General features: G+C 61.2%; 28 protein-coding genes. 15 read left to right on the top strand and 13 right to left on the bottom strand.

Features of this window, described 5'->3' with window-relative positions; all coding sequences use genetic code 11:
• Window positions 1-62: 62 nt before the first annotated feature.
• The gene (locus tag HYG81_RS27865) at window positions 63-803 is read left to right on the top strand and encodes a ZIP family transporter (protein WP_180842896.1); all 741 of its coding nucleotides are present in this window, start codon (window positions 63-65) and stop codon (window positions 801-803) included.
• A gap of 50 nt (window positions 804-853) precedes the next feature.
• Entirely contained in the window at window positions 854-1,303 is a 450-nt protein-coding gene (locus HYG81_RS27860; protein ID WP_180842895.1) for a DUF2391 family protein, read from the top strand.
• 22 nt (window positions 1,304-1,325) lie between these two features.
• Here HYG81_RS27860 and HYG81_RS27855 read toward each other — a convergent pair whose 3' ends face one another.
• The 3 genes from HYG81_RS27855 to HYG81_RS27845 all read right to left on the bottom strand — a co-directional run bounded on the left by HYG81_RS27855 (window position 1,326) and on the right by HYG81_RS27845 (window position 2,982).
• Window positions 1,326-2,162, bottom strand: a complete 837-nt coding sequence (locus HYG81_RS27855) for a GNAT family N-acetyltransferase (protein WP_180842894.1) — start codon at window positions 2,160-2,162, stop codon at window positions 1,326-1,328.
• A gap of 55 nt (window positions 2,163-2,217) precedes the next feature.
• Window positions 2,218-2,640, bottom strand: coding sequence for a universal stress protein (locus tag HYG81_RS27850; RefSeq protein WP_180842893.1), 423 nt, complete (start codon window positions 2,638-2,640; stop codon window positions 2,218-2,220).
• 90 nt (window positions 2,641-2,730) lie between these two features.
• A complete protein-coding gene (locus HYG81_RS27845; protein ID WP_180842892.1) occupies window positions 2,731-2,982 on the bottom strand; it encodes a hypothetical protein in 252 nt (83 codons plus the stop codon).
• Window positions 2,983-3,115: 133 nt separating this feature from the next.
• On the opposite strand from HYG81_RS27845, the gene HYG81_RS27840 reads away from it, so the two are divergent.
• A complete protein-coding gene (locus HYG81_RS27840) occupies window positions 3,116-3,670 on the top strand; it encodes a Rieske (2Fe-2S) protein (protein ID WP_180842891.1) in 555 nt (184 codons plus the stop codon).
• A gap of 174 nt (window positions 3,671-3,844) precedes the next feature.
• Window positions 3,845-4,297 carry a response regulator gene (locus tag HYG81_RS27835; protein WP_180842890.1) on the top strand — a complete coding sequence of 151 codons (453 nt, stop codon included), beginning with the start codon at window positions 3,845-3,847 and terminating at the stop codon, window positions 4,295-4,297.
• Window positions 4,298-4,327: 30 nt separating this feature from the next.
• On the opposite strand, the gene HYG81_RS27830 is transcribed toward HYG81_RS27835, so the two are convergent.
• The 3 genes from HYG81_RS27830 to HYG81_RS27820 form a co-directional block, all read right to left on the bottom strand.
• Window positions 4,328-5,209: a TIGR01548 family HAD-type hydrolase gene (locus HYG81_RS27830; protein WP_180842889.1), complete on the bottom strand. Its 882-nt coding sequence runs from the start codon at window positions 5,207-5,209 to the stop codon at window positions 4,328-4,330.
• A 40-nt stretch (window positions 5,210-5,249) separates the two neighbouring features.
• On the bottom strand, window positions 5,250-5,879 hold the full coding sequence (locus tag HYG81_RS27825) for a metalloprotease family protein (protein ID WP_226376055.1): 630 nt from the start codon (window positions 5,877-5,879) through the stop codon (window positions 5,250-5,252).
• Window positions 5,880-5,997: 118 nt separating this feature from the next.
• Complete coding sequence (locus tag HYG81_RS27820; protein ID WP_226376054.1) at window positions 5,998-6,402, bottom strand: UPF0146 family protein; 405 nt, start codon at window positions 6,400-6,402, stop codon at window positions 5,998-6,000.
• A 39-nt stretch (window positions 6,403-6,441) separates the two neighbouring features.
• Between HYG81_RS27820 and HYG81_RS27815 the strand changes: the two genes are divergently transcribed.
• Window positions 6,442-6,963: an archaemetzincin family Zn-dependent metalloprotease gene (locus HYG81_RS27815; RefSeq protein WP_180842887.1), complete on the top strand. Its 522-nt coding sequence runs from the start codon at window positions 6,442-6,444 to the stop codon at window positions 6,961-6,963.
• 51 nt (window positions 6,964-7,014) lie between these two features.
• Here HYG81_RS27815 and HYG81_RS27810 read toward each other — a convergent pair whose 3' ends face one another.
• The 5 genes from HYG81_RS27810 to HYG81_RS27790 form a co-directional block, all read right to left on the bottom strand.
• Window positions 7,015-8,829 (bottom strand): ribosome biogenesis/translation initiation ATPase RLI, encoded by a 1,815-nt coding sequence (locus HYG81_RS27810; RefSeq protein ID WP_180842886.1) that lies wholly within the window; start codon window positions 8,827-8,829, stop codon window positions 7,015-7,017.
• A gap of 2 nt (window positions 8,830-8,831) precedes the next feature.
• Window positions 8,832-9,149: an EMC6-like membrane protein gene (locus tag HYG81_RS27805; protein ID WP_180842885.1), complete on the bottom strand. Its 318-nt coding sequence runs from the start codon at window positions 9,147-9,149 to the stop codon at window positions 8,832-8,834.
• Window positions 9,150-9,252: 103 nt separating this feature from the next.
• On the bottom strand, window positions 9,253-10,092 hold the full coding sequence (locus HYG81_RS27800; RefSeq protein ID WP_226777536.1) for a hypothetical protein: 840 nt from the start codon (window positions 10,090-10,092) through the stop codon (window positions 9,253-9,255).
• Between the two features lie 314 nt (window positions 10,093-10,406).
• Complete coding sequence (locus HYG81_RS27795; RefSeq protein WP_180842883.1) at window positions 10,407-11,438, bottom strand: hypothetical protein; 1,032 nt, start codon at window positions 11,436-11,438, stop codon at window positions 10,407-10,409.
• A gap of 80 nt (window positions 11,439-11,518) precedes the next feature.
• Window positions 11,519-12,091 carry a DUF7344 domain-containing protein gene (locus tag HYG81_RS27790; protein ID WP_180842882.1) on the bottom strand — a complete coding sequence of 191 codons (573 nt, stop codon included), beginning with the start codon at window positions 12,089-12,091 and terminating at the stop codon, window positions 11,519-11,521.
• Between the two features lie 63 nt (window positions 12,092-12,154).
• Here HYG81_RS27790 and HYG81_RS27785 point away from each other — a divergent pair, with 63 nt between their 5' ends.
• The gene (locus HYG81_RS27785) at window positions 12,155-12,316 is read left to right on the top strand and encodes a hypothetical protein (RefSeq protein ID WP_180842881.1); all 162 of its coding nucleotides are present in this window, start codon (window positions 12,155-12,157) and stop codon (window positions 12,314-12,316) included.
• A gap of 72 nt (window positions 12,317-12,388) precedes the next feature.
• On the opposite strand, the gene HYG81_RS27780 is transcribed toward HYG81_RS27785, so the two are convergent.
• A complete protein-coding gene (locus HYG81_RS27780; RefSeq protein WP_180842999.1) occupies window positions 12,389-14,926 on the bottom strand; it encodes a vWA domain-containing protein in 2,538 nt (845 codons plus the stop codon).
• Window positions 14,927-15,440: 514 nt separating this feature from the next.
• Between HYG81_RS27780 and HYG81_RS27775 the strand changes: the two genes are divergently transcribed.
• The 7 genes from HYG81_RS27775 to HYG81_RS27745 all read left to right on the top strand — a co-directional run bounded on the left by HYG81_RS27775 (window position 15,441) and on the right by HYG81_RS27745 (window position 22,958).
• Window positions 15,441-16,046: a hypothetical protein gene (locus HYG81_RS27775; RefSeq protein WP_180843075.1), complete on the top strand. Its 606-nt coding sequence runs from the start codon at window positions 15,441-15,443 to the stop codon at window positions 16,044-16,046.
• Between the two features lie 30 nt (window positions 16,047-16,076).
• Window positions 16,077-17,204, top strand: coding sequence for a CARDB domain-containing protein (locus HYG81_RS27770; RefSeq protein WP_180842880.1), 1,128 nt, complete (start codon window positions 16,077-16,079; stop codon window positions 17,202-17,204).
• Window positions 17,205-17,687: 483 nt separating this feature from the next.
• Window positions 17,688-18,869 carry a signal peptidase I gene (locus HYG81_RS27765; RefSeq protein WP_180842879.1) on the top strand — a complete coding sequence of 394 codons (1,182 nt, stop codon included), beginning with the start codon at window positions 17,688-17,690 and terminating at the stop codon, window positions 18,867-18,869.
• 161 nt (window positions 18,870-19,030) lie between these two features.
• A complete protein-coding gene (locus tag HYG81_RS27760) occupies window positions 19,031-20,215 on the top strand; it encodes a DUF5305 domain-containing protein (protein ID WP_180842878.1) in 1,185 nt (394 codons plus the stop codon).
• Window positions 20,216-20,325: 110 nt separating this feature from the next.
• The gene (locus tag HYG81_RS27755) at window positions 20,326-21,936 is read left to right on the top strand and encodes a long-chain-fatty-acid--CoA ligase (protein WP_180842877.1); all 1,611 of its coding nucleotides are present in this window, start codon (window positions 20,326-20,328) and stop codon (window positions 21,934-21,936) included.
• A gap of 269 nt (window positions 21,937-22,205) precedes the next feature.
• A complete protein-coding gene (locus HYG81_RS27750; RefSeq protein ID WP_007140198.1) occupies window positions 22,206-22,499 on the top strand; it encodes a MarR family transcriptional regulator in 294 nt (97 codons plus the stop codon).
• Between the two features lie 45 nt (window positions 22,500-22,544).
• On the top strand, window positions 22,545-22,958 hold the full coding sequence (locus HYG81_RS27745; RefSeq protein ID WP_180842876.1) for a hypothetical protein: 414 nt from the start codon (window positions 22,545-22,547) through the stop codon (window positions 22,956-22,958).
• Between the two features lie 51 nt (window positions 22,959-23,009).
• Here the strand turns inward: HYG81_RS27745 and HYG81_RS27740 are convergent, their stop codons facing one another.
• Entirely contained in the window at window positions 23,010-23,927 is a 918-nt protein-coding gene (locus HYG81_RS27740; RefSeq protein WP_180842875.1) for an NAD+ synthase, read from the bottom strand.
• Between the two features lie 265 nt (window positions 23,928-24,192).
• Between HYG81_RS27740 and HYG81_RS27735 the strand changes: the two genes are divergently transcribed.
• Both HYG81_RS27735 and HYG81_RS27730 read left to right on the top strand, forming a co-directional pair.
• Window positions 24,193-25,266 (top strand): M48 family metalloprotease, encoded by a 1,074-nt coding sequence (locus HYG81_RS27735; protein ID WP_226376052.1) that lies wholly within the window; start codon window positions 24,193-24,195, stop codon window positions 25,264-25,266.
• Entirely contained in the window at window positions 25,266-26,582 is a 1,317-nt protein-coding gene (locus tag HYG81_RS27730) for an outer membrane protein assembly factor BamB family protein (protein WP_180842874.1), read from the top strand. Before HYG81_RS27735 ends, HYG81_RS27730 begins: the two co-directional genes overlap by 1 nt.
• Window positions 26,583-26,679: the final 97 nt, after the last annotated feature.

Here is a 26,679-nt window from a genome sequence, read left to right as displayed (position 1 = left end):
GTAGTCCGTATGAATCGGCCGGCCACAGACCGATACTTCTGGGAGCGGTATCGTCCGCGTCGATGCTCTCGAGCGACGCACTGTTTTCCGACGCGGTGCTCACACCGGTGTTCGCGATCACCCTCGCGCTGGTCCATCTCTTCGCCGGCCGACTGGGGTTCGGCAGCCGGATCCCGCGGAGCCGATGGCTGTCGATCGCCGGCGGCGTCTCGGTCGCGTACGTGTTCGTCCACCTCCTGCCCGAGGTCCGGGAGGCAGCGGCGACGCTCGCGGAACACGGAAACCCGACTGCCTTCGCCGAACACCACGGCTACCTGATCGCGCTCCTCGGGTTCGTCACCTTCTACGGCCTCGAGCACCTCGCCCGGCAGTCGAATACCGATCCGGGACGGAGCAGAGAACCGGCCGGAACCGGCGTCTTCTGGATCCACGTCGGATCATTCGCCGCTTACAACGCGATCGTCGGCTACCTCCTCTGGGACCGTGAACTCGGCAGTGTCCTCCTGTTTACCGTCGCGATGGCGCTGCACTTCCTCGTCACGGACGACAATCTCCGAGACCACCACGGGCAGCCGTACCACCGCCGCGGGCGATGGCTGTTGTCCGCGTCGGTGATCGCCGGCTTCGCCGGCGGCTCCGTCCTCGAAGATACCGAACTCCTTCTCGCGGTGTTCGTGCCGTTTCTGGCTGGCGGGATCATCCTCAACGTGATCAAGGAGGAACTGCCGTCCGACCGCGAGAGCCGGTTCTGGGCGTTCGCCGGCGGTGCGGCGAGCTATGCCGCGCTGTTGCTGTTCGTCTGAACTCGCCCCTCAAACGGGACCGTTTTACCGATCCGCCGTAATCCACTGCTATGAAACTACGACGGCCACACCGTCCGCGCGATTTCCGTCTCGCGGACTCTGCGCAGCAGATCGTCGGCGGGTTCCTGCTCGCCGGTCCGTTCGTGGTCACCGAAGAAGTCTGGGATCTCGCGGCGAACATGCACATTCTCCAGTCGTTGACGCTCGTTGCTATCGTCTTCGCCATCGGATACGCGGCGCTGTATAAGGCGGATACGACCAGAGAGCCGGACGACGAGCAAGAAGTTGCCGGGATTCCGATCCGATTCATCTCGCTGATGTGCGTCACGTTCGGCTCGGTAACCGTCCTCGCGCTCCTGTTCGGTGCCCCCGAGACGTTCCTCGCGGACGAGACCGAGACGACCAGTGCGCTCGCCCTGATCACGTTCAAGGCCGTGACCGTCGGTTCGGTGTTCAGCGTCGTCGGTGCGGCGACGGCTGATAGCATCTTCGCGAAGTAACGGTTCTCGGCCGCCCTCAACGTCAGAGGTAGGAGTCGTCGTACGACTCCCCGGATCGCTCCGCGTGGGAGTTTCCGCAATCACCGCATTCGAGTCGGTCCATGTTGTCCATCGAGACGTCGAGCGAGCCGCAGTTCGCACAGTAGTAGCCGTACTGTTCCTCGTGGGCCTCGTCCTCGTAGGTGATGAAAAACGGTGCCGCAGTACCGGACTCCTCCTCGTCGCGAGCGATGTACACCATCTTCCCGTCGTCGCTCGTCGCCGTCAGGTGACCGTCCGTCGTCTCCGTTTCAGGGAATTCGTCCGTCTCCGCGTCTTCCTCGTCCGACTCATCTGCCCGCGACTCCGTCGGGAGCTCCACGTCGATATCCGAATCCGTGTACACGTACTTTACCACGGACTCCCCGGCGACGTCGATCCGCCGGTCGCCGTCGTGCTCGAGGCCGAACTGTTCGACGAACTGGTGGCCTTCGGTGTTGGCCTCGAGGACGGTCACGCAGACGTGGTCGGCACCGCGGTCGCGGAGCGTCTCGGTTGCAGTCTCGTACAGCTCGGTTCCGATACCCTTGCCTCGGTGCTCGGGGTCGACGAACAGCCAGTTCACCTCGCCCCAGTCGTCCTCGAGGCGCCCCTCGACGAAGCCGGCGGTGACCGTGCCGTCGACCTCCTCGTCGGTTTCGACGACGTGAAGCAGCGTCTCCTCGTCATCGATCTTCGCAGCGACGGTGTCATCGCCGAACTGCTCGTCAGTGATCCCGTCGATCTGTTGCGGACTGAGTCTGAACGAGGTCGTCATCGAACTGTCTACGACCTCGCGAATCCGCTCGGACTCGTCGGGTTCGGGTTCCCGAATTTCCATACTGGATGAACGGTCTCGGTCCGGATAAGATGGCTGCCGGCGGGAACATGCGGAGCTATTCCTCGCCACCGCCGGTGACCACTACCGGGCGGTCAGAACCGAGAATGACACCCTGCGTAGTGCTGCCGAAGATCGCTTTCCCCACCGGCGAGCGCTTTCGGCCGCCGAGGACGATCGAGTCGACGTCGGAGGCCTCGGCCTCCGCGAGAATGTCGGCTTCGGTATCGCCGCTGTCCTCGAGGATCGTCACTTCGACCCCAGCCTCCTCGAGGGCCTCCTGTGCGCGACGGACGGAGCCGATCCGCGAGGCGGACTTGAACGTCTCGAACCCCTTGGGAAGGTCGTCGCTGTCCTCGGTGAAGACGAACAGGACGGACGCCTCGACCGACTCCGCCGCATCAGGGAGTGACGCGACGTACTCGGCCTGTGCCAGCGCACGGTCCTCGTTGGTATCGACAGGCATCAGCACGCGGTACATAGACAGATGTTACCACGGCTAGACCATAAATCTAGAGCCCACACGGACTTACGGGGCTGTCGGGCCGTGCGCCAGCGATTGTGGGGCCGATCAGTCTTCTTCGGTTTCCTCGGCGTCCGCTTCCTCCTCGGCGTCTGCCTCGCTCTCGTCGGCTCCGCTGGTCGATTCCTCGTCCGTCTCACCCTCGCCTTCGACCTCGATTTCGGCTTCGACCTCGATCGTCAGTCCGTCGGCCTCGAGTTCCCCTTCGAACTCGCGTTCGTCGCCGACTTCGATCTCGAGTTCGTTGGAGTCCACTTCGACTTCGACCTCCACGTCGACGGTGACTTCAGCGTCGTCCATACGCGTCCTTCATCCGGCGTCCCTAAAGAAATATCGCGTCTTTTCGAGCCGCGAACCCGGTCGTTCGATGACTCTCCCGGTGGTCGCCCGACCGATCCGGAACACATTTTTAGGCTGGCCGAAAGGAGGTGGTATGGCCGATCCCGTCCGAGTAACGCTCGAGGGAAGCGACGAATCTGCATCCGTTCGCGTCTACGACGACGAGGGCGATGTCTCGACCGACGACGCGACGTTTCGATTCAGCGTCGACGGAGGAAGCGAGGAGAACTCGAGCGGCGATGAGACCGCTGCCGGACGGTCGGCGACCGCGATCGATGATCCCCGACGCATCGCGCCGCTCGCGGCCGTTCCGACGAACGGGACGCTTCGGTGTGAGGCTCGCACCGAGAATCGCGGGACGGAACTGATCCTCCGGCGGACGGGCGACGAGGTATCCGCGTGGCGGAACTCGTGTCCACACGAGCCAGCGATTCGACTCGACCCCGGTCCCGGTGCGATCGTCCGCGACGACCGACTGGTGTGTCATAAACACGGCGCGCGCTTCGAGTGCGATGACGGCGTCTGTACAGCAGGGCCGTGTCGCGGTGCCGAGCTCGATTCGGTCGCCGTTGCCGTCCGCGACGAGACCGTCTACCTCACCGATGACCGATTCGATTCGTGCCATCGATTGGACGAACTAGACGCATGAGACGGACCACCCGTGTGAATCCGACTCGAGTCCCTGACGGTCGAACTAACCATGGGATAGTCCCGTCCGATATATTCGATCACATCACCTCCGTAAGACGATAACAGTGCACGACTGGTTACATTCAGTCTCAATAACCGCATACTTCATTTATTCCTCCCGCTAACCAGTAGTATGTCTCCACCGATCGAAGACGCGATCACCATTCTACTGGTCGAACCCAATCCCGGTGACGCGCGTCTGTTCTCCGAGTCGTTTGCGGACGCGAATATCGCAAGTGACATTCACACGGTCACCGACGGCGGAGCGGCGCTCGATTTCGTCCACCAGCGCAACGACCACGCGGAGAGCCCGCGTCCGGATATGATTCTACTGGACTTCCAGCTCCCCGACGTCGACGGCGCTGATATCCTCTCCGAACTCAAGTCTGAACGGGCGCTTCGATCGATCCCCGTGATCGTCCTGACGAGTTCGGCGTCGGAGGAGGATATCGCCCGTTCGTACGACCTCCACGCGAACGCGTACGTCCAGAAACCGGTCCAACCGGACGAATTCATCGATCTCGGCCGCTCGTTCGAAGACTTCTGGCTCACCTTCGTCCGTTTCCCCGACGAACAGTCCTCATAGAGGGGCGTCGGGGCAATCCGCTCGAGGCCGTTACGACTCGAGCAAGTCCGGTACCGCGTTGATCGACTCGAGGACCGCCGCCGCGCCTTCGCGCTCGTACTTCCGCCGTCCCTCCTCGCCCGTCAATCCGCCGGTCAGAACGCCGATGCCGTAGTAGTCTCGGTCCGAATCGGCGTCGCCGGCGTTGACCGCCGTCCGGATATCGTCCAGCGTGTCGCCAACGAAGACGACCGACTCGGCGTCGAATCGCTCGGCGAGCGTCGTCAAGGCTCGCGGATGCGGTTTCCCCTCCTCCCAATCGTCCATCGTAAAGCGGTGCTCGACCGGAATCGCGTCGTCGAGTCCGACTCGGTCGAGCGCGATCTCGGCTTCGGCTTCCGGTCGCCCGGTCAGGACCCCGACGTCGTACCCCGCGAGGAGCCAATCTCTCGCGTTGGCGTCGAGCAACACCGGCTCGTCGTGGATGAATCCGCGCGGTTCGCGCTCGAGGTCCGGTTCGCCACCCTCGAGGCCGCGATAGAGTTCGTCGCCGAGATACAGTTGCTGAAAGACGTCTCGGAGTCGCTCGCGGTCCCAGCGATTCGTCACGCGCTGCGTCGCTCGAGCACCGATCGCCTCGCGAACGACGGTCTCGGCCGCCTCGAGGCCGCCGCCCGCCGCGGCGATCGCGTCGGTGAATCCCTCAAGCGACTCACGATAGCCTTCCTCGGTCGCGAGGATGTAGAGCGCGGCGGCGTCCGTCAGCTCCCAGTCGTTGTTGAACCCGCCCGCGTCCTTGAACAGCTGAATGTCGTCCTTGCGGATCGTCCGATCGTAGACCGCGTCGACGGACTCGACGATCGCCCGTCGGTAGGAATCGGCGACGTCGACGAGTACCCCGTCGATATCGAGAACGACGGCATCTGCGTTCATACCCGTCCGAACGGCTCGACGGGGATAAAAGAGCCCGATTTCAGGCGACGCCGAACCCGACGATCCACGCTGCCAGGACGAACAGGCCGATCGCGTAGAGGACGTCCGCCCAGAGCCACGAGAGCAGATTCGCGATGTAGATCACGACGACGATCGGCACGCCGAGTAACACCCTCGGCGATCCCCGCCACTCGGTTCGCGACCGATTCCAGAGGACGTTCGCGTCCCCCCTGCTCGGGAACGCGTGCATCCCGATCGAAAGCCCGAGCCAGCCGAGGACGGCCGCGGCGGCGATCGTCTCGCTCGAGGCGGCCCGAATATCACCGGTCGTCGAGACGAGCGTTGCGAGGCCCAGGAACGCAGCGAACGCGACGATCGTATTGACGAGAAACGGTGCGACGCTGACGACGAACGACGCTCGATACCGGTCGGGCGTGACGTGTTGGACGTACCCCGGCGGATCGCCAAAGCGGAAGTACGCGACCTCGAGGACGGGGACACCGACGAGATCGCAGGCCTGTTTGTGGGCGAACTCGTGGACGACGACGCCCGGGACGGTAAAGAGCCGGAACAGGAACCGAGCGAGGACGGTGATGCCGACGAGTACCGCCACTAGCACCGCAACGGCGACCGCGATCGCGACGGCGTAGGTGACGTACTCGGCGTTCACGATAGTTGAAATGAACTCCATCCAAATAATTCATTCGTGCCGATCTCACAGTTGTGCCGAGCTCACACGTGCCTGGCTCCCACGCGTGTCTGGCTCACAGACGTACCGGAATTCGCGGTCACTCCGGCAATGCTCGAGCGACGTACAGCGTCCCTTTCGCGATCGTCTTCCGTTCGACCGGCACTGCGGGCTGGTCACCGCCCAGCGTCGTAAACAGGAAATCGGCGTCGGCGCTGCGGGCCGCCTCGAGTGTCGGCCGGTGGAGTTCCGGCGGCAGGTTCCGCGCGTATACCACGTCTGTGCTCGCGTAGACCGCGGGATCGGGGTCGACGATATCGTCGCGGACGAACCGTACCCCCTCCGGGACGTCGCGATCGTAGATATCGGTCGCAGTGACCGATACTCCGCGCTCCGCGAGCGCTCGAGCGGGGTCGCTCCGGTGACCGATCCCGATTTCGACGGCGCGCTCGTAGCCGGCGAGGTGATCGTTCATCGTCTCGAGATTCCGGCGAGAGTGGGCCACGGCGGGACGTTTATGCCACCCGCGGCCATAGCACTTGCTATGCTCGTCGATATCGTGCCGGTCGGCAACGTGCCCGCAGCGGTCAAGCGGGCGGCCTCCACTGCGTTGCGGTCGGTCTACGACTGCGACGTGACGGTTAACGACTCGCAGTCGATCCCCAACGGAGCCTACGACGCCGATCGAAACCAGTACTCCGCCGAGACGTTCATTCAACTCGCCGAGCGGGTCGGCCGCGGCACGAAAAACATCGCGATCACCCCTCACGACCTCTTCTACCGACGGCGCAACTACGTCTTCGGACTGGCCTACCTCGACGGCAGCGGGAGCGTCGTCTCCACCTACCGGCTCCAGACCTCGAGCGACGGCGGCTTCTCGAACCAGAGCGCCGCCGACATCTTCGAGGACCGCGTCCGGAAGGAGATTGTCCACGAGATCGGCCACACCTACGGCCTCGAGCACTGCGACAACAACCGCTGCGTGATGAACTTCTCGCCGACGGTCCGCGAGGTCGACATCAAAGAAGAGAACCTCTGTGGGAGCTGTCAGCGGCTGATCAGCTGATTCAAACTGTTTCTTATTGACGCGGTGACGATTGTCGAATTCCCTGATGGTCTACGGCGAGTAGTAGTACTCGCCCTCGCTTTTCTGCTGGCTATCCAGCTGCGACTCGGGCTTGTTGATCCGCGGCCTCGAGGTGCGCTCGTCCCGGCGGAAGGTTACCTCGAGGTTCGCGAGGAACTCGTTCATGCCGTCGCGCATCGGCTGGGGTCGGCCGGCGTGACCCTGAACGGCGGGTTCGCCGTCGAAGACCATCAGGCGATCCGCGAGCAGATCCATCATGTAGATGTCGTGGTCGATGACCATCACGGTGGCGTCCTGCTGTTCGGCGTAGCGCCGGATCGCCTTGGAGGCCTGGACCCGCTGTTCGACGTCGAGGTGCGCGGAGGGTTCGTCGAGCAGGTAGAGATCCGCTGAGTCGGAGAGACAGGCCGCGATGGCGACCCGCTGGCGCTCACCGCCGGAGAGGTCCGAAAGGTTCTGCTCCATGATCCGCTCTAACTGGAGCGGCTGGGCGATCTCGGTGTTCCAGTACGAGGAGCCGAACTGATCCGTGATCGACGAGAGGAACGCGTCGACTCGCATGTGCTGGTCGATAGTGACGTACTGGGGCTTGTAGGAGATATCGAGATCGAGATCGGTGTCGCCGTCGTCGGGCGTGAGGTTCCCGGTAAGCAGCTTCGCGAACGTCGACTTCCCGATCCCGTTCGGACCGACGATTCCCAGCACCTCGTTCTCGCGAATCGCGCCGCCCTCGACCTCGAGGGAGAACTCGCCCTCGCCATAGCTCTTGGTGAGGTCGGGGTACTCCACGAGCGTCTCGCCGTAGGTTTCGGTTCGCGGCGCGTGCTCCTCGAACTCGATGGGATCCGGTCGGATCCGCATATTTTCGTTGTCGAGGTAGCCCGAGAGGTACTCGTTGATCCCGTTGCGGACCGATTTTGGTGGCGTGATGACGCCGTACGCGCCCGGCTCACCGTAGGCGACGTGGAGCGTGTCCGCGAGCAGGTCCAGGATCGCGAGGTCGTGCTCGACGACGAGCACCGACTTGTCTTCCTCCTCGGCGAGTTCGCGGATCAACCGCGCCGCCGTCACGCGCTGGCCGATGTCCAGATACGGCGTGACCTCGTCGAGGAAGTAGAAGTCCGTATCGCGGGCGAGTGTAGCCGCGATGGCCACTCGCTGGAGCTCCCCGCCCGAGAGGTCGTCGATCGACTGCTCCATGACCGGCCCGATGGAGAGCCGCTCGACCAGTTCGTCGAGGGCACCGCGCTCGTCGGTTCGCTCGAGGAGCTGTCGAGTGTTCCCGTCGAAACTGTTCGGGATCTGGTCGACGTACTGGGGCTTTCGCGCGATGGTGATGTCGCCGTCGCGCACATCCGCGATGTAGTCTTGCAGTTCGGTTCCACGATAGGCCTCGAGCACCTCGTCCCAGCCCGGTTCCTCCTCGTGCCGGCCGAGGTTCGGCTCGAGTTCGCCGGCCAGAATACGGACGGCGGTCGTCTTCCCGATCCCGTTGGGACCGAGGATCCCGATGACCTGGCCCTCCTGTGGTGCGGGGAGTCCGTACAGCGAGAAGGCGTTCTCCCCGTAGCGGTGGATCGGTTCGTCCTGAAGTTCCTGCGGGAGGTTGATGATCTCGATCGCGTCGAAGGGACACTTCTCGACGCAGATACCGCAGGTCTCGCCCAGACAGATCTCTTCGGAGATATGGATCTGTTCGGGCTGGCCTTCGGCGGCCTCCTCGCCGCGGAGAGTGATACACTCCTTCCCGGTGCGGTTCGGCGGGCAGTAGTTCTTGCACTCGTAGCTGCACCGATCGGGCTGACACCGATCTAAGTCTACGACGGCGATGCTGTCGTCCGCCATGGTTAGCCCGTGTGCTCCGCGGTCAGCAGGATGCCCCACGTCACGAACCACAGCGAGAAGGTCATGAACGCGATGAACAGGTAGTGTTTCGCCCCGAACTCGTCCTCGCTGTAGATCCCCGACAGGTTGATGAAGACGTACTGAACGAGGATCGCCCCCAGGACGAACGCGAGCGCCTGCGTGTTCTGCGCCGCGGCGTCGGATACTCCGACCCAGGACGCAGAGGCCAGCGCCGCGCCGACGCCCAGCAGCGCTGAGAGGGCGGTTACGCTGACCGAGCGAATGTGTTCGCGTCGGTCGCTGATCGATTCGGTCGACATGGGCGGAAATCCGTGGGCAGGGCTAAAAAGGCGTTCGCATTGTGTACGGTGCTATCGAGCGGACGAGGCTCGATCAACCGTTTATCGCTACGGCCACCGAGAGTCACGTAATTTCGAACGTATCCCCATCTTGGCGACCGTCGGTATCGGTGTAGGTGATCTGGTAGGACTCCCCGATGGCACCGACGACCACGATATCGGAGAGTTCGATCGTGACGGGGTCTTTCTCATTCCCCTGAGTGGTATACGTGAGCTGTGACGACTCTGCGTCGAACGATGTGGTTCCCTTCCCGCTCTGGACCGTGAGATCAACGTCCGTCACGTTGGTGTAGTTGACGCCGCCGTTGTCCTGCGGATCGGAGAAGTCGATCGTCACCTCGCCGTTGCTCCCGACACCGGTGGGATCGAACGAGACCGTCTGCGTCGTGTCGCCGGTTCCGATGTCGCTCGCGTTGACCGATGCCGATCCACTGAACTTGCCTTTTCCGCACTGAATGTCGACGGTCGCGTTGAACGTCGGACCGGCGATGCTCACAGTTTCCCCCTCGACTCGGTCGACGAGAAGGGTGACTTCTCGTTCACCGACACTCTGTGGTTCCGCGCATTCAACGGTGATACTCATCAAATTGTCGGTCTCGATCGTGTCGCCGGGGATCGGCGATGAGACGGCGAGGATCGTATCGTCAACGGTGCCGTCACCGATAGAAGCGACGGATACGTCTTGGATCTCGAGCGGCTCGTTGACGTTGTTTGAGAGCGTCCCGACCCTCAACGGATCGCTGTTCCCTTTCAGTTCGGTCCCGGTGACGTCTCCTTCGCTCTCGATACCGAGATAAGTGCTCGAGTCGGCCGCGGTCGTCACTCCGAGTGTGCGATCGGCAGCGAACGAACTGAACCCAAACGACGGTCCAGCCAGTAACAGTGCCCCCACGAGAATCGACACGACCGCGACTTTGCTAATCGGGTTCCGAAGCATGTTCGCTGTGACGGAAACGACCCGAGTGTCGCCCCTTTCGTCTCTCTCGATACCGACTTTCCGTATAAAACATCACCTCACACTTCAGAACGTTCATTCGTTCCAGAACCGTTCATTCAGATCAGTTCGAAGCGACTGTAAGTCGGATGACCCGAGATAACCGACGGCATGGACGCGACTGTCGCGGAAAGTCGGACGTTCGAGGCAGTTCTTCGCCCGACCTCGTCACCCAATGCGGGGTTGAGACCGCATGTCCCGTAGAACTGAACCGCCGGAGCGGACTAGAGATTCTCCAGTTCGATCTCGACCGGTACCGCTGTGTCGGGTGCGTCCGAATCGAGTCCCTCGACCAAGAGTACCACAGTCACGTCTTCGCCGGCCATATCTACTCGAGTGAACTCTCCCCCCTCGCGGAACTCTTGGACGGTGATCGCTGCGGTCGACCCTGTGCCGATCGCCGCGTTCTGATCGAGAGGATACGAGGTGTCGCCGATACTCATTCCCTCGGCGGCGTCGAAGCCTCCATCATCGGTCGTCTCGATCTCGATCTCGCGATTATTTCCGAGGATAGATTCGACCCGAGTCGCGCTCGATGACGTGCTTCTGAGCTGGACTGCAGTCACCGTTGCAGACCCGGTACCGGTGTACTCGACAGTAAACGAGACACGACTATTCGGGGCGCTGCCGAAGAACGGCTCCCCCTCCTCTGCCGTCGGTGTCCCGACGACTGCCAACTCGTCGATGCTCCCGATCGGGACCGGATTGCTCGGTGGCTCGGTACCGGGATCGTCCGCGCCTTCACAGTTGAATTCGACACCGCTGACAGGGAACGCGTTTCGTTCCACGGAGACGTTTCCATCTCCTTCAGCGCTGACGTCCAGGGCGACGGTGGCGTCGTTCGCATTGCCGGACACGTCCCCGCTACACTCCAGCTCGATCGTGCCTATCTCTCCGGGCGAGAGCGATTCCGGAGAGGCGGCGACCTCGAGAACCCGACCGTCGGCGCCAGATTCCCATATTACTGAGTCGACAGCGACACTGACGGCCGTCCAATCGTCATTCACGTTATTGGTCACGGTCGCGACCGTTGCGCTGGTATCGGTGCCCGGTGAGAAGAACCCGCCTTCCTCGTAGACGATTTCTTGGCCGCTATAGTTGGCCTTGAGTCCGAGGAACGCGTTCCCCTCGTCGGCTGCGGTTTCGACACCGATGTTGCGATCGGCGTTCAACGAGTCGAACGTACCGCTCGGAGCGACAATCACGACTGCCCCGATGAGAATCAGTGTGAGGCCAAGGGACGTGATCAGTCGCATGCGTGTCTCATGTATCGTGTTCCCGTGTAAATGTATCGCGTTTTAGATGTCGTCTGGCGTCGTCGAGGCCGGCGTGGCCGTTACGGTGGCCGTTCCATCTCACCGAGTCGCATTCGCCGGTTCTGTACCACGTGAACGATCGCCGATACGGTGAACAACGCGAATACCAGTGTCGACCAGCCGAGTTCCGGAACCGTCTCCGTCGGAACGACCTCGAGCCAGAGCCCCGCCATCACGACGGAACCGACTGCAGCGAGTCCCAAATAGTAGGTCGCCCACGGAACCGAATCCGCCGGCACGACGTCAAGGTAGACGTCCAACTCGGCCGCTTCGTCCGTGAGTTCGATCGTTCGGTCGTCGAACTCTATCATATCCGAGCGCTCGAGCGTCGGTAAATGCGTCTGTTGGAGTGATGTATAAACCCGCTTTCTCTCAGCGGATGTGATTGCTTCGACGTTCTTCTCGAGTTCCCAAGCTGCGACGTGTTCGGCGAGGTCGCCTAGGGTGACGGGTTCGCCCTCGCGCTTGCAGTAGTGGATGGCGTACCGGCGGCGCTGGTTGCTCAGCAAGTCGAAAATCTCGCCTTCCTGCGATTGGGTATCGTTTCCTGCAGACCCCGTTTTAGCCGGCTGGCTCTCGCTGGTCGTGGCCATTCCCCTGATCAGTGGAATGATAGGACTACTGATACATAATCCTTGTTGCCGACCTGCTATCGTATGGGTGAAAAACAGTATCAGGCCAGACCGCTCAACTCTCGGTTCAAAAGGAACTGTAAATGGTTGGTGGTCCTTGAAAACGATGGCGAGTTCTTCGCTAGCCATATCGACCTGACACCGGACTCAAAGAAGGGAACTTTCCTCTCGAAAATTATCAAGTGAACCGTGATAGGTTCGGGCGGGTCCGTGGGTCGTCCAAATCTAACTCCGAAACTCGAACCCGGAGTCTCCCAACTATTTGTTGATCGTTACTGTCTGCTCGGACACACTGATCGCGTAGCCGCTCGTGGTCTCCCGCTCGTTCGTGACGGAGATTCCAATCTGCATGTCTGCATCAACTTCGACCTCGTCCTTGGCGATTGTCTCGAAGATTTCTCGGAGGGCGTCGGCGTTATCGGCTTTGTAGAATTCTCCGCCGGTGTCCTGTGCCCAGGTCTCGAGTTGAGACTCGGGGATCGGCGTATCCTCCGGCCCGGTTAGCCCGACGGTGTAGATGGTCGTGTTGAGGGTGTTTGCTTCGTCGACTAGATCGTCCATATCGTCGTTATAGTCGTCGTCGCTGTTTTTCCCGTCGCTCAGCAACACCGTGATGCGTTCTTGGCCCTCCTCTCCGTTTCGCCGATAGTCGTCGAGGGCCTCATCCAGTCCGGCAGCCATGTTTGTGCCAAGATATGCATTTCCTTCGACACTTTGTTTCGCTGCCTCGAGGTCACCATCCAGCTCGTACAGAACGTTGGCATTCTCTTCGAACTCGTATATTCCTACACGATCACCGTTACTCTCATTCATCAACTCGATGAAGTCCTTTGTCGCCTCGACTCGGACCCCCGATGGATCATTCCCCGGATGGTTGAACTTACCAATATCTGCCTTGTCTGAACAAAAAAATCCACACGAGTCCACGCGAATTTCCTGCCAGTTGTCCGGATCAGCGGAATCTCGGTAGTCCAGTCGCTTTGTCTTATTGGTGGTTGTATTTCTGAGTATGATGTCGTTTCCATCTGTTAACAGTTCGCCGCTCTCCATGTTCCGAAACGGCTCATCGACGGAAATCGGCCGCCAGACCTCGCCTTCGATTTCTTTTATCTCTGTTGGTGAGTACGTCGCTACATCATCACTGGGATTGTGCGGTCCCATCGAACCGGACCGATCGAGCACGAACGTCGCGTCGATCGGCGCTCTCGTATCGCCGTACTCGAACAGCTTGTTTTCATCGGCGTCCGAAAGCGGTGTGTCCGTCCGTAACGACCGATCGAAGTTGATCTCGACGTTGTCGCCGATCCCCGCGTCGTTGCCGGCGACGACCGCGCCATCAATCGTCGTCCCGTCTGCGATTTCGATATCGGCACCCGGCGCATAGATCACACCCTGGAAGTCGCCATTGATCGTTATCTCCGAGTCGCTCGAGGCGTAAATCCAAAGGGCGTTCGCTCGGTCGTCGGGTTTGATATCGACGTTCGAGAGATCGACGTCGCCGTCAACATAGATACTCGTCCGGTTGTCCCCTTTGACCTCGACGTTTCTGAGTTCGACGTCACTGTCGGCGTCAATGTGAACGTTCCCGTCCGACGAATCGAGCGTATTGATTGATCCGGTACCCTCGTATAATCCTGCGGTGACGGTCCCGTCGGCAGTCGGGTTCCCGTTGAGGTAGTTTGTCTGTACATCGTCGATCTCGTCGTCGATTTCATCGATGTCGCTGTACGAACTCGAGAGCTCGGTTGCGAGTGCATTTTTGTGTGCGTCTAGCCAATAGGCGTCATTGTCCTCATCGAATTTCTTTCCTTTCGGTCCCGGATTGACGGTAACACCGTATCCGATTGCGGAAATATTAGGGTTGCCCTCGGAACCGAGTTGGCCATTGACGACCGGTATTCCCGATATATTTGCGTGCTTGTGGAGGTCGTACGAATCGTAATTCACCAAGAAAAGGTCCTCGCTCTCGTTTGTTCCGGTCGTGTGATCGTCGTATCCGTTCACCTCGAGACGGTTTTTGAACCGGTCTGATGTCCCTTCTATATACAGTCCACCGTACACTGTCGGCTCGATATTCACAAGGTTCGCGAGCGGGGTCTCTCCGTCAACGGTTGCGACGACAGTAACAGTCTCTCCCGCTTCGTCGTGACAGATAATGTTCTCACCCACGTTACCGGGATTGGTACAGCTTGCCGGGACGTTACTCTCGTCAGTGGCGTCGAATTCTTCTTTCAGAAAGTCGTACCATCCGTGATGGTACGAGGTACCAGTAACCTCGACCGTCACGTAGTTCACGTACTCGATGTCGTTACCGAACGATTCAAACGTGTTCAAGCTGGTTTGCTGTGCCCTGTGTTCTCCGCTCCCGATAGATCCGTCAATCGTCGTCGGCGAAATATCGACTCGCCCGACGTGTTCACCGTCGACGGTTTCGGTGTAGTATCTGAGATTCGGTTCCGTGACGACCGTCGCCCGATCACCGTCGAGACGCCAGAGGCCTCCCCCTTGATACGCGAACTTGTTCCCTCCCTCGTCTGTCGTAACTAGCGTGCGCAGTTCGATGGGGTCGCTTTCGTCCCTCACGTAGCCGTCTGATACGGCCACTGTGAGTTCGCCATCGGTTACGAGCTTGCTTTCAGTCCCTTCATCCAAATACACAGATTTCGGTGTATCTTCTTGTATTCCGAGTGTCGCTAGATCCGAATCGAACTGCCTCAGCGTTTGTTCGGTTTGTTCTGCATGCGTTTGTGACTCGAGCGCATCGAACATCGCCGAACCGGCGACAAACACTAACATCGCGCCCATCATCACGAGCGCGAACAACAGTATGATCCCGATGAGCGGACTCGCGGCACGCGTGTCCCGCTCGCGGGTATCTCCCCAACTACCCCTTTCCTTGTCGGCCATTTCACGTTTAATAGCGAGTACTTCATAAAAGCATATATGATATTTTAATTATCAAGTATGATTACTGGGCAGTCAAGTACCTCTTGCGTAGTGCTTGCGCTGCTACTGGCGCAGTCCGTGAATAGCCCGCGCGTATCGCTCTTCCCTGCGGATCGCAAGCGGAATGGGATCGCGAAATGAATTCGCCACTGGTCGGTCAACCTGTGCTCAAGGCTCGAGCACTCGCAACTCATCCGACGGTGTTCAGGGGGTGCTTGCGCCGGCCGGCGGCCCCGGGTAGCCGTTCAGGGTCGCCTTGAACGGGTGTATGGCCGGTCTTTCGGACCTTCTGGATACTCAATACAAAGAGGGTGACGTTCATAGGAGCGAATAGGAACTGCGTTCTGGCATCTCTCGGAGGTCGATGTTAGAGCGTGGACCGGTGACCATAATCATGAGAATGAATCGACGTAATGTGTTAGTCGGACTTGGTACGATTGTCGCGGGTGGCGGAGCCGCACTCGGAACGGGCGCATTCAGTAATGTGGAAGCAGAGAGAGATGCAACTATTAATGTTGCCAATGACTCGAATGCTTTCTTAGGGCTTGCACCAGTCACTACTGGTGACAGAAATAGCTCTAATCCATATGTTTCCGAGAATAGCGATGGAATTATTGAATTTTATTTTAATGGTGTGGGCGGAGACGCCAGTGGACTAAACAATGATGCCGTCTCTAAGTTCGATAATGTCCTTGAAGTATCAAATAATGGTGAACTTTCTGTCAATATATCAGTGACGGCTATTGACGATACTGGCTCCGGAGTCACCGATATAGATAGTGTACTTAGTATTTATGAAGACACGGAATCGATCTCCCCCTTGTCATCAGGTGCAACCGCTGAAGTTGGTTTTGAGTTTGACACAACTTGGGAAAATAGTGATGGAAGTCGAGACGCAGAAAACGTTATAAATGATATAGATCAGATACAGATAACAGCAGAAACTACTGTAGATACAAGCAGCACGTAAGACTTTGTCGTATTTTAGGGTTCAATTCGGATGTCATATTCTAAAATAGTTATTTTTGTTATATCTCTGTGCTTTTTATTTATTATTATAGTGCCTTCAGCGGCGGTTACCTTAGGCGAAGATACATTGAAGGATGATATAGACTTTAATCCAATTAACGATAAATATGTAGCAATAGAGAACGGCAAGATCAAACTTGACCTCGAGAAACTCAACGATCGCGCAATAACGCGCGCAGACGATATCTTTACGATCTCGGTCACCGACAACGACGTCGAACGAATCTGGATCGAGAACGACGTACCCGGCCTCACGTTCTACAGGGGCAACGATCCGTCCAATACGATCAGCCGATCGAACCCTCTCGAGTCGTCCACTCACCAAATCACCAGCATCGGCGTCGCGGTCGACACCCACGAGGCGGTCAGCGGGACGGAGACGTTTACGATCGTCGCGGAGTACGAGGACGAAGACGACCACGAGCCCGATATCGAGGGCTCGAGTCTGAACGTTTCCCCGGCGACCCTCGAGAGCGGTGAACCAGTAACGGTCAACGCGACCTACCGGAACAACGGGAACAAACGGGGGACGGAGACAGTCCAACTGACTGTTGATGGGACCGTCGTTGACCAGAGCTCGATCGAACTCAGGTCGGGCGAGGAACGGGCGGTCAGCTTCGAGCGGACGATGTACTGGCCTGGAACGTACGACGTCGGGCTCGAGGGGGTCGGAACCGAGTCGGTGACCGTTGAGGGGCCGCCGATCAACGTCGTCAGCGCTTCCATCGACGACGCCACGATCACCGCCGGTGAGACCGCCACCGTCCGGGCGACGGTCAGCAACCCGACCGATGTGCGGGTCGAACGCACGCTCGAGCTATCAATCGACGGTATCGTCGTCGACAGCCGGACCGTCTCGATCCCGGCCAACGGCGAGCGGACGGTGACCTTCGAGCGGCGATTCGCGACGGCGGGGACCTACGATGTCGCAGTCAGCGGCGTGTCGGCAGGCACGGTGACCGTCGAGGAGCCGGGGCCGTTTTCGATTCAGAACCGCGAACTCTCGGCGGCAACGATGGCGGCGCTCGCGCCGCCGGCGACGGCTGGGCTGTTGGCGCTGGCGGTCGTCGCGAACCGGCGGTGGACCGTTTTTCGATAGTCGCGTCTCTATCCAATGGGGCCGCAGAAGTGGAGTTACTCTGGTTGAGAATGAATAGAGCCAGTATAGACGAGTGTCCTGCTCAGGCTGGCAACAGGAATTTCCTCATCCTCCCCAGCTGATTTCTCCTCACGGACGCGAAGCGTCCTTCGGATGGTTCGCGGGATCAAAGGTCCCGCGCTAACGCTTACTCACTGCGTTCGTTCGCTCATCCACTGAAAGACGCTTTGCGTCTTCCAAGTTGTCACTCGTTTCACTCGCGACAACCTCGCGCAATATCAACGACGCACTCTCGAGAAAACCCGAGCGCGTCGCCAGCGCGTGCCACTGCAGTAGTGCCAGTCAGTGAAGCCGAATTGGAGGGCCCTCGAGCGCACCCCCATTCACGACGATCCCATCGGAACTCTCGCGAGCTTTATACTGACGCAGACGCATAGTCAAATCGAACAATCAGCAAACCATGACTATATCCGTCACCCCTCGATGACTGCTGTCGAGTTCGCAAAGCGAGGACTCGGGTTCGGCCTCGCACTAGTCGTGGTTCTGCTGATCGTCGGCCAGCTACTGGGTCAGCCGATTCTGCTCGGCTACGTCGCGACCGGCAGCATGGAGCCGACGATGGGCGCCGGTGACGGGTTCATGTCCCTTCCCAGCGCCGTCACCGGCGACATCGAAGAGGGCGACGTCGTCGTCTTCCAGGCCAGAGAGCTCCACGGTGGCGGGCTGACGACCCACCGCGTGGTCGGCGAGACTGAGGAAGGGTACGTCACAAAGGGTGACGCGAATCCGTTTACCGATCAGGACGGCGGCGAGCCCCACGTCACGGACGGCCAGATCGTCGCGAAGGCCTGGCAGGTGAACGGTGAGGTCGTGACGATACCCCACCTCGGAACGGCCGTTATGGGCATCCAGGGCGTGGCAACGGGGGCCTACGAAACCGTCGCGTCGGTCCTCGGACTGACGGCAACTGCATCCAGCAACGGGCTCGGCGCGATGCTGGTTGCGATCGGCGTCGCCATGCTCGGCTTCGGGACGGTGTTCGAACGACTCGGTCCCACACGGCGCGAGACGACCAGACGACGCTCGCGCGAGAACGTGATCGCGTTCTGGACCACGCTTGGCCTCATCCTGCTCCTGTTCGTCACCCTGGCAACCGCTGCGATGGTCGTCCCGTCCGGAACGTCTGAGTATGAACTCATGAGTACCGAATCGCCGACCGACGACCCCCAGATCGTCGCGCCGGGCGCAACGACCGAACTTACCCGCTCGGTCGATAACGCGGGCTATCTGCCAGTAGTTGTGATTCACGACGCCGAGAGCGGCGGGATCAGGGCAAATCCCGAGTGGCAGACGATCGGGATACGCGGCAGCGGGGAGACGACGGTGACGCTGTCCGCACCCGACGAGACGGGAGAGTACACGCGCCACCTCGGCGAATACCGGTATCTCGCCGTCCTCCCGCCGTCGGTGCTGGTCTGGCTCCACGGGATCCACCCCTTCGTCGCGATCGCCGCGGTAAACGGCGTCATCGTCGGAATCACTGTCGCGATCGTCCTCCTGCTCTTCGGCAGCGACAATCTCCGGGTCCGATCCGCGGGCGATCACGTCCCGCTCCCGACCCGCCTCGAGCGACGACTGCGAAAGTGGCTCCGCGATCGAGAGTAGCCGGTTGAGGCCACTACCCTTATAATGGTCGCTTTCTTTCACTTACGCATGAATTGTCCCGATGACCGACCAGTTCGGAAACGAACAGTTCGGCCAGCGGCCAGGCCTGGTCGGCCACCGGGTGGACGCGACCGGCGAGACCGAATCGAGGCGAGTAACGGGTGATCGACAATCCGCGGCTCAAGTTGGTCCTCGCCAGTCACGGTCGTGCGATCACAATCGCGCTACTCGTTGTCGGCGTCCTCGCGATCATCGCGACCGGCTGGGCCGTCGCAAACCCGATGACGACGACGACACCCCAGTTCAGCGAGGAACGCGTCACGACCGGTGCAGGGACGAGCGCCGTCGTCACCGAGAGCGGCACGCTCTGGGCCGAGGGTGACCGCCTCGAGGACAGTTCCGTCTACTTCCTGAACGCGACACCGGAGTTGACGGTCCAGCCCGAGACGACCCTCCGGGACGAGGCCGGCGGAGCCGCCGTCGAGGACGGGGACGTGACCCACGAACTGCGGCTTCGGTACGAGGCGACCCGCGACGGCTCCACGTTCTGGAACGAAAGCCACGAGATCTTGGCCGAGTCGGCGTCGGTCGAGAACGGCGTCGCGACGTCGACCGCGACGATCGACGTGGAATCGTACCGGGAACGACAGCGCCAACTCGAGCGCGAGGTCTCCGGCGTCGGCTCGATCGAGTTGTCGATGGAGCTTCGCGTCGAGTACGATACGGGTCGCCAGCAGGGGACCTTGACGGCGACGACGCCGGTGGAGATAACGGACGACGCCTACTGGCTCGGGAACTCGCTGTCGGATTCGGCGACTCACAGCTACCGGAGCGGGACGGCGCGGACGACCGAGTCCCGAAGTACGGCGCTCATCGGCGGGCTCTCGGTGCTCGGAACGCTGTCGCTGGCTGGCGCGGCACTCGTCGCCCGCCGGTCCCCCACTGATCTCGAAGCGGCCCGCCGAGCGGTCCACGAACGGCGCTACGCCGAGTGGATCTCGCGGGGATCGATTCCGATGTGGATCGGCGACTATCACGTCTCGCTCGACACGCTCGAGGACGTCGTCGACGTCGCGATTGACACGAACGAACGTGTCGTCCACGACACGCAGCGGGGGCTGTTCGCCGTCGTCAACGACGGCGTCGTCTACTACTACAGCGACCGTGGCCTCTGGGAGGAAACGGCCTGGCCGGAGATGGACCTCGAGGAACAGCCGGCCGTCATCGACGGCAACGGGGAGTTGTCGCCCGAGGAGCTCGCGGAACTCGACCCGAGCGACGAGTTCGCGTCACCGGACGATCCGGACGGGTTCGAGGACGACCGGGACGTATGGGAGCGGCTCTGATCGCGCCGCAACTGCTGTCGGGTGACCGCGAACGATCGTTCAGTAGAAAATACCGCTCGCCCGTAGGGTAACGAAATACGTATAGGTTCGATTCGCAAACGTTGCTGCGTATGGATACGCCACTCATTGTCACTGATTTCCTCGAGCAGGCGCGGGACTACTATGGGGACGAAGAAGCGATCGTGGGGGTCGACGGCAATCGATTCACGTACGCCGAGTTCGGCGAACGGGCCGACCGGTTTTCGGCGGCGCTACAGGAACGGGGCATCGAGAAGGGCGACCGCGTCGCCGTGCTCGATCCGAACACCCACTACCACCTCGAGGCGGCCTTCGGCGCGATGCAGATCGGTGCGGTCCATACGCCGCTGAACTATCGCCTCGATCCCGACGATTACGAGTATATCCTGTCGGACGCGGGCGTGGACGCGATCTACGCCGACTACGCGTTCGCGGAGAACATCGAGGCGATCCGCGAGGAGGTGCCGACGGAGACGTTCATCACGAACGACGCGGCTGCTGTCGACGGTGACTGGGAAAGTTTTGATGGCGTGCTCGAGCAGGCTGGCACCGAGTTCGACCAGCCCGAGATGGCGGAAGACGAGATCATCACGATTAACTACACCTCGGGGACGACGGGCGATCCGAAGGGGGTCTGTCGCACCCATCGGACCGAGACGATCCACGCATATCTGATCTCGATCTACCATGAGCTCACCGACGACGACACCTACCTGTGGACGCTACCGATGTTCCACGTCAACGGCTGGGGCCACATCTACGCGGTGACCGGGATGGGCGCGACCCACGTCTGTACGCGCGGGGTCAACCCCGACGAGATCGTCACCACAGTCCGGGAGGAGGACGTTTCGATCCTCTGTGCGGCTCCGGCGGTACTCAACCAGCTGATCGACTACTACGAAAACGAGGGCGAACCCGAGATGATGGGCGACAAGCAGGTGCGGGTGACGACCGCCGGTAGCGCGCCGCCGGAGGCGACCATCCGAGCCGTCGAGGACCGCTTCGGCTGGTACCTGAAACACCTCTACGGGGCGACCGAGACGGGGCCGCTGATCACGATCTCCGATGCGAAGCGGCTCATGACCGACGAGAACCGCTTCGAGATCAAGAAGCGCCAGGGGATGGGCGTTCTCGGTACCGACGTTCGCGTCGTCGACGAGGACGGAGACGACGTTCCACGCGATGACGCAACGCTCGGCGAGATCGTCGTCCGGGGCAACCAGGTGATGGATCACTACTGGAACAAGCCCGACGAGACCGAGGAAGCGTTCAACGACCGCGTCGAGGGCTACTACCACACTGGCGATCTCGCGTCGGTCGACGAGAACGGCCTGATCGCGATCCGCGACCGCAAAAAGGACATCATCATCTCCGGCGGGGAGAACATCTCGAGCCTCGAACTCGAGGACACGCTGTTCGATCACGACGCGGTCGCGGATGCGGCCGTGATCCCGGCACCGAGCGACAAGTGGGGCGAAACGCCGAAAGCGTTCGTCGTCCCCTCGAACGGGGATCCGACCGATCCGCCGGTGTCGGCCGACGAACTGACCGAGTTTACCCGTGACCAGCTGGCGAGTTACAAGGTCGTCCGCCGGATCGAATACGTCAAAGAGCTCCCGAAAACGGCGACCGGAAAGACCCAGAAGTACGAACTGCGCGAGCAGGAGTGGGAAGACGAAGATCGGATGATCGGCGAGGGGTGATCGGTAACAGGGTATTGCTGACCGACAAGCATCGACGAATCGCTCGCTGACCGAGCTGCCGTCTCGTTTTGCCATCCTCGGAACGAATATATAAGAAGTAGCGATACGAATCATTATTGATGAGTTCTACCTGATCGGACACAACAGCCATATCGGACGGTTTGAAGACTCAGGTAACACTTTACGGCTCAATATATTTCGAAATGTATTGCGGAACTCCATCCGGTAAGGCTCAACTTTTATACTGCTGGGGCCTTTCGATTCGTAATATGGCAGAGACCGACGGGGAGGAAATCGAAGACTTGCCACCGAGTGCAAAACTCGTTTTCAAGGTTCTCGAGTACGATGGGCCACTGACGCAGAAACAGATCGTCGAGGAATCGATGCTCTCGGCTCGGACCGTGCGGTACGCGCTCGAGCGGCTCGAAGAGATTGGAATCGTCGACGAGGATATCTACTTTGCGGATGCCCGACAGAGCCTCTATCGTCTCGAGGAACCGGTCGCAGCCGACGGAAATGGCGTCGATGAATCCCCGAAAAAGGACGCTTGCTGCGCAGAATAACGGCGAGAACGGCAGTATTATTTTCCAGCGGTGACCGTCATCGATATGGACAAAGAGCGGCTCCCGCGATGGGGCTGGCTGCTGATCGGCTTGTTTCTCGCGGCGATGGTCGCGAATCTGCTGAACCTGTTCGTGCTAGGGCCGACCGTTCTCCCGGTGGCGTACCGATCGATTACGGTCATCACGATCATGTCGCCGGTGCTGATCTACGTCGGGGTCTGGTACGACGAGGAGCGACAATCGTACTGGGCGAACTCGCGGGCGAAAATCGCCGGTGACGTCCTGTTCGTCGTGACGGGGGCAGCGCTGGGATCAGCGATCACGCTCGTGGCGATCGTCGGGTTCGGGCTGCCCACCTTTCTGACGGATATCCTCGCGATGGGCGTCGGATTCCTCCTGTCGTGGGGGCTGTTCTGGTGGCGCAACCAGGGCCTGTACGCCGACGAACTCGACCGCTGAATCCGTGCTCGATGAACGGTCACTGATCTGCGCGGCTGCGTGCCGTTGCAATTACTCGAGCGCGTCCGAACCCTCGAGTCGTTCGTCACCGCCACGGCCAGCGATCCCCGGTGTCGGCGGGGTGGCGCGTTTGTGTTCGGTGTCCGCGTGCAGCGAGGCGATCTCCTCGGCCGTGTCGCGGTCGATCTGGAGTTCTGCGACAACGTCCTCGAGCGAGCGCCCCTCCTCGACGAGCCGGTACAACAGCGGGTCGATGACGTCGTAGCGCGCCCCGAGTTCGTCGGCGTCGGTCTGGGTGGCCCAAAAGCCGGCCGTCGGTTCCTTGCTGACGATCCGACGGGGGAGCCCGATGTGTTTCGCGAGCGCCCGAACCTCCGTCTTGTAGCAGTCGCCGAGCGGATAGGCGTCGGCCGCGCCGTCCCCGTATTTGGTGAAGTAGCCGAGCAACCACTCCGAGCGGTTCGCCGTGCCGAGGACGATCCGCGACTGGCGGTTCGCCGCGTAGTAGGCGGTGAGCATGCGGAGCCGCGCGGTCGCGTTCCCGATCTCGTGGTTCCGCTCGTTCGGCCGGTCGTCGGCCTCGATCTCCGGTTCGAGGTCGCTCGCGACCGTCTCGTCGAAGACCTCGAGCAGCGGCCGCAACTGGATCTCCTCGAAGTCGATCCCCATCCCCTCGGCGATCGTGTGTGCGTCGCTGACGTGGGCCTGCTCGGTCATGTGGCAGGGCAGTCCCAGCCCGAGGACGTTGTCGCTGCCGACGGCTTCGACCGCCAGCGCCGTCGTTAACGTCGAGTCGATGCCGCCGCTCATCGCGACGACGACGCCGTCCGCGTCGGCGTCGGCGACGGTCGCCCGGATATCGGCGACGATCCGATCGCGAACCGCCTCGAGCGATCGGCGATCCGTGAAAAAGGGCCCGTTCGTGTGTTCGATGCTCTGGTAGACGAATGTCTTACTATCTACTCTCATATGTGTGGATCACTTCGTATCTCGCTATTTACTCCAACGATCGTATCATATATGAAGCTACTGCTTAAACAGCTAGTAGTTTTGTATTGGTAGTCGGTCGCACGGATGGTGCGGCGGTGTCGGTCCCTGATTCGGACGGTCTTGATCCGACGAGAGCGCGAATTGTGGTGTCTGCCGGAGACGAGCCTGCCCTCGAGTCGTCTCTCTCCGATAGACACCTTTACTATCTGCCATTTCAGTTCATCAACTGAGGCCCCGCTTGACCATGTCTCTCCACGTCGACCTCGACACGGACCGCGAACTGCACGTACGGATGCTCGTCGCAATCGGACTGCTGGTCGTCCTCCCGTTCGCGTTCGTCTACACCTTCCTCTTTCTCTCGAACACCGTCGGAATCGCCCTGCTCGAGTGGGCGAACGGGCGGCCGTACCACGGCGAGTTCTACGTCGATCCCGTCCTCCTGACGCTGGTCGTGCTCGGCGGCCTCGTCGTCCAGTACTGGTACGGCCCGCGGGCAGTCCTCGGCTCGGTCGGTGCGCGGTCCGTCTCGGCGGACGACTACCCGGAGTTACACGCCGCCGTCACGCGGGTCTCGGTGCAGCTCGATCACCCGCGCCCGTCCGTGGCCGTTATCGATACCGACGTTCCGAACGCCTTCGCCGTCGCCGGCGGATCAACGGGTCGCGGGAACGGGAACGACGGTGCCGGGACCGTCGTCGTCACGACCGGGCTCCTCGAGTTGCTCGACGATGCGGAACTCGAGGCGACGGTCGCCCACGAACTCGCCCACCTCACGAACCGCGACGCGAACCTGATGACCGTCGCGTGGCTCCTGCCGACGATCACGTACTATCTGGCGATCGCCGCGTTTTACGTTCTCTACGGGCTCTACCGGGTTCTCGGCTCCGGGTTCGGTGCCGGCGGATCGAGCGGCGACGGCGATGACGCGCGCGGGCTACTCGTCGCCATCGTCGTCATCACGGTCTGTGCGGTCCTGACGTTGACCGTCTCGGCGATGTTCTGGGCGGCGAGCATCCTCCTGTACCGGGTGCTCTCTCGCCATCGGGAGTACGCCGCCGACCGCGCTGCGGCGACGATCACCGGTTCGCCGGCGTCGCTCGCGACCGCGCTCGAGAAGATCGACGGGACGATGCCCGAGTTGCCCGATCGAGACCTCCGAAAACTCGACGGCGGTGCCGAAGCGCTCTATCTCGCCCCGTTAGAGGAGCGCGCGTTCGGCTCGAAGGAACTCGTCAGCACCGATATCTTCCCCGACACGCATCCGCCGACCGCGGAGCGGATCGACCGACTGCGGGCCCTCGAGCGAGGTGACGGATGATGCGCGAACGCACGACGCGGCGCGGACTACTCACGTCGATCGTCGTCGGTACGGCGTCGCTCGCCGGCTGTGGCTATCAGCCGGCCGGCGGTGAACTCGCCTGGACGGAGTCGGTCGGCTCCGCACGATCAGGCGACGAGCGATGGGTCGACGACGGTGACTTCCTCTATCGGGTCCGCAACCGGAGCGGGACGGGGATCAGCTACGGAGACGATTTCGGATTCACCACGCTCGACGACGCCCGAGTCACGGCGTACGATTCGCGGGGACAGCACGTCTGGGGCGGCAGTACGGACGCGCAGTACGCGGGCGACCCGGCCGTCGTCGACGGTCGCGTCTATCTGCCGCTCGCGAACGGGTCCGTGGCGGCGCTCGAGCGCACCGAAACCGACGAGGAGACGGCCGACTATCGCTCGAACGACGACGCGACCGTGTGGACGACCGAATGGACCGCGGTCGATTCCGGTTCGGCGGACGGATCCGCCGACGGAAGCGAGGCGAACACGAGCGAAACGAACACGAGCGAAACGAGTTCCGCTGACGACAGTGAGGCCGCACCGGCGCTCACGGTGACCGCCGGCTCCGAACTCGTGGTCGGCTTCCACGGTGCGGGTGTCGTCGCCTTTGACGCCGCAACGGGTGACGAGCAGTTCGCGTTCGAGGGAGACGACCTCGAGGTGACCGCGATCGACGACGGTGCCGTCGCCGGCGATCGGGCGTGGTTCGTCGCGACGGGAACCGACGACGAGACGGTCGCCCTGACTATCGATACCGACGGAACCGTCCGCACTGTGGTCTCGCTCCGGTCGTCGCTCAACTGGCTCGAGACGACGGATTCGACAGCGTTACTTGCCCTCGAGGACGAACTACGGGCGTTCGACGCTGCCGGTGACCGGCAGTTCACGGTCCAGCTAGACGGCAGCGGGACACCGCTTCTCGTCGGGGACCGTCTGTACTGCGTCGATACCGCCGCCGGATCGATCGTCGCCGTCGATCTCGACTCGAGCGAGAGCGTGTGGCGTCGCGACGGGTACTCCTTCGAGGCCGTCACCGCCGACGCCGACGGCGTCTACGCCGTCGGAACCGCACCCGAAATGGACGGCTGCGGACTCTTCGGCGTCACGGCGTCGGGCAAGCCGTGGTGGCAGGTTCCGATGCTCGAGGAGGTGGGCTGTTACGGCGACCTTTTCCCGGTCGGCGACCGACTCGTCCTCCGGGTCGGTGGCGAACTATACGGGTTCCACAGGGAACCCGGTGCTCGGTACACGGTCTTGTCTGCTCGCGGTCACTCGCGTTTCCGCTCGAATTCACACTAAAAAGGCCGCTCACTCCGTTCGCTCACGGGCTAACACCTGTTCGCGTTTTCGCGGTTCTCACTCACTGCGTTCGCTCCGAACCGCGCACCGCTCGCGG

The organism is Natrinema zhouii (assembly GCF_013456555.2).
Classification (GTDB): Archaea; Halobacteriota; Halobacteria; order Halobacteriales; family Natrialbaceae; genus Natrinema; species Natrinema zhouii.
This window is presented reverse-complemented; position numbering and strand designations above follow the sequence as displayed.

Coding starts and splice junctions, on each gene's coding strand:
- HYG81_RS27865 (WP_180842896.1), top strand. CDS start 63: ATGCTCTCGAGCGACGCACTGTTTTCCGACGCGGTGCTCACACCGGTG.
- HYG81_RS27860 (WP_180842895.1), top strand. CDS start 854: ATGAAACTACGACGGCCACACCGTCCGCGCGATTTCCGTCTCGCGGAC.
- HYG81_RS27855 (WP_180842894.1), bottom strand. CDS start 2,162: ATGGAAATTCGGGAACCCGAACCCGACGAGTCCGAGCGGATTCGCGAG.
- HYG81_RS27850 (WP_180842893.1), bottom strand. CDS start 2,640: ATGTACCGCGTGCTGATGCCTGTCGATACCAACGAGGACCGTGCGCTG.
- HYG81_RS27845 (WP_180842892.1), bottom strand. CDS start 2,982: ATGGACGACGCTGAAGTCACCGTCGACGTGGAGGTCGAAGTCGAAGTG.
- HYG81_RS27840 (WP_180842891.1), top strand. CDS start 3,116: ATGGCCGATCCCGTCCGAGTAACGCTCGAGGGAAGCGACGAATCTGCA.
- HYG81_RS27835 (WP_180842890.1), top strand. CDS start 3,845: ATGTCTCCACCGATCGAAGACGCGATCACCATTCTACTGGTCGAACCC.
- HYG81_RS27830 (WP_180842889.1), bottom strand. CDS start 5,209: ATGAACGCAGATGCCGTCGTTCTCGATATCGACGGGGTACTCGTCGAC.
- HYG81_RS27815 (WP_180842887.1), top strand. CDS start 6,442: ATGCTCGTCGATATCGTGCCGGTCGGCAACGTGCCCGCAGCGGTCAAG.
- HYG81_RS27810 (WP_180842886.1), bottom strand. CDS start 8,829: ATGGCGGACGACAGCATCGCCGTCGTAGACTTAGATCGGTGTCAGCCC.
- HYG81_RS27805 (WP_180842885.1), bottom strand. CDS start 9,149: ATGTCGACCGAATCGATCAGCGACCGACGCGAACACATTCGCTCGGTC.
- HYG81_RS27795 (WP_180842883.1), bottom strand. CDS start 11,438: ATGCGACTGATCACGTCCCTTGGCCTCACACTGATTCTCATCGGGGCA.
- HYG81_RS27790 (WP_180842882.1), bottom strand. CDS start 12,091: ATGGCCACGACCAGCGAGAGCCAGCCGGCTAAAACGGGGTCTGCAGGA.
- HYG81_RS27785 (WP_180842881.1), top strand. CDS start 12,155: ATGGGTGAAAAACAGTATCAGGCCAGACCGCTCAACTCTCGGTTCAAA.
- HYG81_RS27780 (WP_180842999.1), bottom strand. CDS start 14,926: ATGTTAGTGTTTGTCGCCGGTTCGGCGATGTTCGATGCGCTCGAGTCA.
- HYG81_RS27775 (WP_180843075.1), top strand. CDS start 15,441: ATGTTAGAGCGTGGACCGGTGACCATAATCATGAGAATGAATCGACGT.
- HYG81_RS27770 (WP_180842880.1), top strand. CDS start 16,077: ATGTCATATTCTAAAATAGTTATTTTTGTTATATCTCTGTGCTTTTTA.
- HYG81_RS27765 (WP_180842879.1), top strand. CDS start 17,688: ATGACTGCTGTCGAGTTCGCAAAGCGAGGACTCGGGTTCGGCCTCGCA.
- HYG81_RS27755 (WP_180842877.1), top strand. CDS start 20,326: ATGGATACGCCACTCATTGTCACTGATTTCCTCGAGCAGGCGCGGGAC.
- HYG81_RS27750 (WP_007140198.1), top strand. CDS start 22,206: ATGGCAGAGACCGACGGGGAGGAAATCGAAGACTTGCCACCGAGTGCA.
- HYG81_RS27745 (WP_180842876.1), top strand. CDS start 22,545: ATGGACAAAGAGCGGCTCCCGCGATGGGGCTGGCTGCTGATCGGCTTG.
- HYG81_RS27740 (WP_180842875.1), bottom strand. CDS start 23,927: ATGAGAGTAGATAGTAAGACATTCGTCTACCAGAGCATCGAACACACG.
- HYG81_RS27735 (WP_226376052.1), top strand. CDS start 24,193: ATGTCTCTCCACGTCGACCTCGACACGGACCGCGAACTGCACGTACGG.
- HYG81_RS27730 (WP_180842874.1), top strand. CDS start 25,266: ATGCGCGAACGCACGACGCGGCGCGGACTACTCACGTCGATCGTCGTC.